Source organism: Halorubrum sp. CBA1125, assembly GCF_009742825.1.
In the GTDB taxonomy this organism is placed as follows: domain Archaea; phylum Halobacteriota; class Halobacteria; order Halobacteriales; family Haloferacaceae; genus Halorubrum.
This window is the reverse complement of record NZ_WPCE01000184.1, coordinates 1-5,613: the sequence shown is the minus strand read 5'-3', so window position 1 is coordinate 5,613 and position 5,613 is coordinate 1. Positions and strand designations below refer to the sequence as shown.

Annotated in this window: 7 protein-coding genes and 1 pseudogene; 5 read left to right on the top strand and 3 right to left on the bottom strand. The window is 67.1% G+C overall.

The window, feature by feature from the left end:
- From GJ633_RS13415 to yqeC, 3 genes are all read left to right on the top strand, one after another.
- Nucleotides 1–429, top strand: a 429-nt coding sequence (locus GJ633_RS13415) for a P-loop NTPase (protein ID WP_156589222.1), incomplete at its 5' end; no start/stop codon positions are given.
- Entirely contained in the window at nt 426–809 is a 384-nt protein-coding gene (locus tag GJ633_RS13410; protein WP_156589221.1) for a hypothetical protein, read from the top strand. The genes GJ633_RS13415 and GJ633_RS13410, both read left to right, overlap by 4 nt.
- A gap of 134 nt (nt 810–943) precedes the next feature.
- Complete coding sequence (yqeC, locus tag GJ633_RS13405) at nt 944–1,711, top strand: selenium cofactor biosynthesis protein YqeC (protein ID WP_156589220.1); 768 nt, start codon at nt 944–946, stop codon at nt 1,709–1,711.
- Nucleotides 1,712–1,717: 6 nt separating this feature from the next.
- On the opposite strand, the gene GJ633_RS13400 is transcribed toward yqeC, so the two are convergent.
- From GJ633_RS13400 to GJ633_RS13390, 3 genes are all read right to left on the bottom strand, one after another.
- Nucleotides 1,718–2,344: a hypothetical protein gene (locus GJ633_RS13400; RefSeq protein WP_156589219.1), complete on the bottom strand. Its 627-nt coding sequence runs from the start codon at nt 2,342–2,344 to the stop codon at nt 1,718–1,720.
- A 165-nt stretch (nt 2,345–2,509) separates the two neighbouring features.
- Nucleotides 2,510–2,677: a hypothetical protein gene (locus tag GJ633_RS13395; protein WP_156589218.1), complete on the bottom strand. Its 168-nt coding sequence runs from the start codon at nt 2,675–2,677 to the stop codon at nt 2,510–2,512.
- A gap of 27 nt (nt 2,678–2,704) precedes the next feature.
- Nucleotides 2,705–2,899 (bottom strand): hypothetical protein, encoded by a 195-nt coding sequence (locus GJ633_RS13390; RefSeq protein WP_156589217.1) that lies wholly within the window; start codon nt 2,897–2,899, stop codon nt 2,705–2,707.
- A 1,156-nt stretch (nt 2,900–4,055) separates the two neighbouring features.
- Here GJ633_RS13390 and GJ633_RS13385 point away from each other — a divergent pair.
- Nucleotides 4,056–5,234: pseudogene (locus GJ633_RS13385) on the top strand (UxaA family hydrolase); the annotation flags it as partial.
- A gap of 6 nt (nt 5,235–5,240) precedes the next feature.
- The gene (locus GJ633_RS18560) at nt 5,241–5,555 is read left to right on the top strand and encodes a UxaA family hydrolase (RefSeq protein WP_197431342.1); all 315 of its coding nucleotides are present in this window, start codon (nt 5,241–5,243) and stop codon (nt 5,553–5,555) included.
- Nucleotides 5,556–5,613 lie beyond the last annotated feature (58 nt).

The following is a 5,613-nucleotide window of genomic DNA, read 5'->3' as shown; positions in this document are numbered from 1 at the left end:
GACCTCCCGCCGGGGACCGGCGACACCCAGCTCACGATCCTCCAGACGCTGCCGCTGACGGGCGCGGTGATCGTCACCACGCCCCAGGAGGTCGCGCTCGACGACGCCGTGAAGGGCCTCCGGATGTTCGGCAAACACGACACGAACGTCCTCGGGATCGCCGAGAACATGGCCGGGTTCCGGTGTCCCGACTGCGGGAGCCGCCACGACATCTTCGGATCCGGCGGCGGGAAGGCACTGGCAGACGAATACGACCTCCCGTTCCTCGGCGGCGTCCCGCTGGACCCGGCGATCCGCACCGGCGGCGACGACGGGAAACCGGTCGTGCTGGAAGACGGCGAGACCGCGGACGCGTTCAAGGTGATCGTCGAGAACGTCGCGAACAACGCCGGCGTCGTCCGACGCCGCGGGGTGGCCGAGGGGCGATGACGGCGCGTCGAGGAGACGACGTCGGTGGCGACGACGGGGACGACGAGCGCCGAGAAGAGGGCGACGGCACCGACGACGAGCGCCGAGAAGAGGGCGACGGCACCGACGACGAGCGCTACGGAGACGCCGCCGTCGGCGACCCGGTCGTGCCCGCGGACGTCGCGGACGCGGACCTCCCCGCGGACGCGGAGGTGCGGGCGCTCCTTCGCGAGGTCGCCGACGACGTGCGCGGCGACAGCTCGGAGAGCAAGCAGCTCTCGGCGATCCTCTACCGGGTGTCGGACCTGTACGACCCCGACGAGCAGACCTCGCCCGAAGCGATCTACCGCAACGTCCGGCACATCATGCGGATCAAAGCGACCGGCGGTCTCCGCCGGTAACCGTCTCTCGGCGCCTCGGGATCCGTCGGCACCGGGTCGACCCCGGGAGCGAGCGTCCTCGTCGAGCGCGTCGGCTCGGCGGACCCACCCCTCGAACCGTCAGAGTGACCCTCTCGGCTCCCGAAGGCGCCGGCATGGACCTGACGACGGCGCTCGACGCCGGCGGCGGTCTCGTCTGTGTCGTCGGTGCGGGCGGCAAGAAGTCGACGCTGTACGCGCTGGCCGACCGACTCGACCGCGCGGCGGTGACCGCGACCGTCCGCATCCCGATCTTCGACGACCGCGTCGCGACGGTGCGCGTGACCGACGACCCGGTCGCGGCCGTCGCGGACGCCGGCTCGAACGACTGGCCGCTCGGGCTCGTGCCCGGACGCGATCGGTCGGACCGTTACCAGGGGTACGACCCCGACACGGTCGACGGGATCCACGAGGCGGTCGTCGAGAACGAAGGGACCGCGGCGAGCGGCGAGGCGGCTCCGGCGACGCTCGTGAAGGCCGACGGCGCGCGCGTCCGCGAGTTCAAGGCGCCCGGCGAGAACGAGCCGCAGATCCCCGACGCGGCAGACGTCGTCGTGCCGATCGCGAGCGCGCACGTCGTCGGCGAGCCGCTCTCCGCGGAAGCCGTCCACCGCCCCGAGCGAGTCGCCGACCTGACCGGTCTCTCGCTCGGCGAGGAAATTCGGCCCGCTCACGTCGGCGCGGTGCTGGCGAGTCCCGACGGTGGACTGAAGGGTGTCCCCGACGGTGCGACCGCGATTCCGGTCGTCAACAAGGTCGACACCGACGCGCACGCGACCGACGCTCGAGCGATCGCGGAGACGGTCCTCGCCAACGCCGACGTCTCCCGAGTCGTGTTGACGCGGCTCGTCGCGTCGGACCCGGTCGTCGAGGTCGTCGCGTAGGTGCCGCTACGACGAGTGCTCGCGGTCTCCGGTCGGTCCTAACGCGTCCGGGGCCGCTCGCCAGAGCGCCCGGTAGAGCGTCCAAGCGTCGACTGCGGTCCGGTCCATCACCGACCGGCAGGCTCGATCGAAGCGCCGGTACACCTCGGGTGAAGGCGACTCCGGGTACGGTCCGTCGAGCGCTCCCGTGGCCGCCAGCGCGTCCCACGTTCGCGGGTCCATCGCGACGAAGCGCTCCGGGTCGAGGAACTGGAGGAAGGCGGTGGCGACCGGCACGTCCACCCCGTCGAGGTCCGTGAGGGTCGCCAGGGCGGCGTCGAGGTCCTCACCGGTCACGGGGGATTCCTCCTCGCCGGTCACCTCGCTCGCGACCGTACCGAGGACGTCGAGGACCTCCCCGAAGTCGTTGTCCGCGAAGGCGTCCTCCGCCTCGCGCCGCTCGCGGTCCGGGTAGTCACCGAGGTACCGCCGGAAGTACCACCTCACGACCCACTGAACGTCTCGGCGTCCGTACTCGCCGCCGGCCAGCGTTTCGGGGAGCGTCGCGACGTGCTGGCGTTCCACGTCGTACAGCGGCTCGTTCGCGGCGTACTCTCTGGCGCGCTCGCGAATCGATCCTTCGGTCAGTTCCATCGCCCGCGGATACGTCGGCCCCACGGATGAACGTTCGTCCCCGTCGGTCGCCGCGGTTCCCTCGGCGATGCGAGCGGCCACCCGGCGTTCCGTGTGAGCGTCTCGGACCGCCAACGGATATCCCCTCATCCGTACTATCAGATATAGTATTGTTATTAAATAATATCATATATTTATAATTATATCACGCTCCGCGGCGGCGACGTCGAGGCTACCGGGACCGATGGGAACGAACATCGTTCGGTCCACTCCTACCGTTTCGTGGTCGGCGTCCAACACCTCGCCTATCGTCGCGTTCAGGTCTGCGGCCGACCTCTCGTTTCGCGCCGTCATGTCGGCCAGCGCGCCACATTGGAGGTACTACCCGACGTGAGAGACTGCGATCCGGTCCGCGTCGCCGGACGTCTCGTCCGGCAGTTCTCGGTACGACCCGAGAACGGCACGGAGACCGTCGATATCGGTCCAGTCAGGATTCACTACCGGCATCTTCGCGTCAGTAACGGTGACGACGGCGTCGCTCCGCGAGGGGGTTTCCGGAACCTCACAGATCGTCAAATTCGCCTCGATCCGATCGCTCGTTCGAGCAACGAGATCGGCGGCTGTGTCGCCATTACTATCATATTAATAGAAATCATTGATAAGATATGGTTTGCCAGCTACGGTGACCTGGAACGCCCCCGAAAATCCGCACCGAAAACGACCACCGATCCGGGGCGGTAGTTCGAAGAGACGGCATGAACGGCGATCGGTGCATCGACTTGATGCCGGCGAAGGTGCTCGATGCGGTCGACACGATCGAACTGAAACTCGAAGACCAGTGACCGTTCGGTATGTGTAGAGTGGTACCGTGTCCAATTATTTTGATTACGAACTTACGGATGTAATTCCTTCCGGGGGAGAGGATACAGGGCACCGCGATCGCAAGCCGGGAGGATGTGATCTGTGATACAGAACAGCCTCGTCGCTCCTCCGACGCGAGCAATTCGACAGTTAGAACGCCTCTGACTGGAATTTCTTCACAGATTGCGTTATCTGTGACGAAGACACACAGTGACGATATCGACGCGGATGACGGTAGTTCATCCCACTCAGCGAGCGTTCATAATTCCCTATGTAAGAACGATTTTCGGTGGTGCGCGATCGTGGATCGGCGAACACGATAGTGGGTGGATCACGTCGGGCGGTTCGATCGTCTCTCGAGCAAAGGCGATCGTCGTCTGCCCCCGAACCGGGCCATCGTGTTTTTCATAATAGAACTAATTCCAGATCACGGAGAACGCTTGGAATTACCCTCCGATCGACGGCGCATCGTCGAGACACGAGTGCATCGACTCTCGCTGTCGACGGTCGTCGTCTGGGCCTCGATGAGCCCACTATCACGACACCTATGCGAATCCCTGCTGTGGCGGCTTACGATCTCACGAATGCCGTGTCACGGATCCCGCCTCAATGTCACGGATCTCAACTCGCTCTCGATTCGCTCCGTTTCGCGCGGACCGCTGACGTCTCCGGCGGACGGCTCCCGCCTCGTGCACTTTGCGTTCGGATCGCGGAGTCCGAGCCCAATCGAGAGCCGTATTTGATCGCTCGCAACATCGCTTAAATCTTGTGAGGCTCCCGGAAACCTTGTGAGGCACTCGGTCGAGAAACGCCGGCGTGGCGCGGTGCCGCCGCACGAAAGCGTTTTGAGATCGGACGACGAATGGGTTCCATGGCCACATTTCAGGGGTATCCGAGGTCTGACGGGCCACCGGGAGTCAGGAACTACGTGGCGGTGCTCCCGCTTTCCGTCGCCGCGTCGCCGGTCGCGAGCGAGATCGCCGACCGGAGCCGAGAGGACGTCCGTGCGACGCCCCACCAGTTGGGCGGCGATCCGCCGACGGACGCCAGAGAACAGGTCGAGCGAACGCTCGCCGGCATCGGTCGCAATCCGAACGTCGGGGCGGCGCTCGTAGTAGAACTCGGGACGGAAGCCATAGACGGCGACCGCATCGTCGACGACATCGCGGCCGCCGGCCGTCCCGTGTCGAGGCTGTCGCTCCGCGACGCGGGCGGAACGGCGGCGTCGGTCGACGCCGGCGTCGAGACGGCGGCCGACCTCCGGGAAGAGATCGCGTCGCTGGAGCGGGTCGAGTGCGACGCGTCGTCGCTGATATTCGGCGTGGAGTGTGGCGGCTCGGACGCGACGAGCGGGATCGCGGCCAACCCGGCCGTCGGCGCGGCCTGCGACCGGCTCGTGGAGGACGGCGGGACGGCCTCCTTCTCGGAGACGCCGGAGTTCATCGGCGCCGAGCACATCCTCGCCGAGCGCTGCGTCGACGACGAGCTTCGGGAGCGGCTCCTCGAGCGCGTCGACCAGCGCGAGGCCGCCGCCCAGCTGATGGGTGTCGACCTCCGCGGGGCGCAGCCGAGCCCCGGCAACCAGGAGGGCGGGCTCACGACGATAGAAGAGAAGAGCCTCGGGGCGATCTCCAAGGGCGGGACCACGCCGGTGCAGGGCCTCGTCGAGTACGCGGAACGGCTTCCGGAGAGCGGGGGGCTCGTGCTCATGGACACCCCGGGGTACGACGTCGAGAGCGTCGTCGGCAAGGTCGCCGGCGGCGCACAGGTGGTCGCGTTCACCACGGGACGGGGATCGACGACCGGAAACCCCATCGCGCCCGTCATCAAGGTGACCGGGAACCCCTCGACGGCGAAGAAGCTCGCGTCGAACATGGACGTCGACGCGAGCACCGTGCTCGACGGCGAGTCGATCGAGTCCGTCGGCGACCGCGTCTACGAGACGCTGCTGGCCGTCGCCGGCGGTCGCCAGACGGCGGCCGAACAGCGCCGGCTCGAAGAGTTCGCGATCAACGAGATCCAGCCGGCTGAGCTGGCCGAACGGGGGGGGACACGCATGAAGGGACGCGTCTTCGACGACGTCGCGCTCCACATGGCCGAGGCGGACAACGTCGTCACCGCGATCACCGACCTGGAGGAAGGCGATACGTTCGCCGCGGACGACGGCGAGATAGAACTCCGAGAGGACGTCCCGTTCGGCCACAAGATCGCGCTGGTGTCGCTCTCGCCCGGCGATCGCGTCGTGAAGTACGGCGAGATAATCGGAGCCGCCACGGATCCGATCCGGCCCGGCGAGTGGGTGCACACGCACAACTGCGAGAGTACGCGCGGCCGTCCAGACGCGGACGCGACCGAGGAGGTGAACGCCTGATGACGCCGCCGACCGACGCGGACGCGTCTCTCGACGGCACCCCGACCGCCGCCGACGG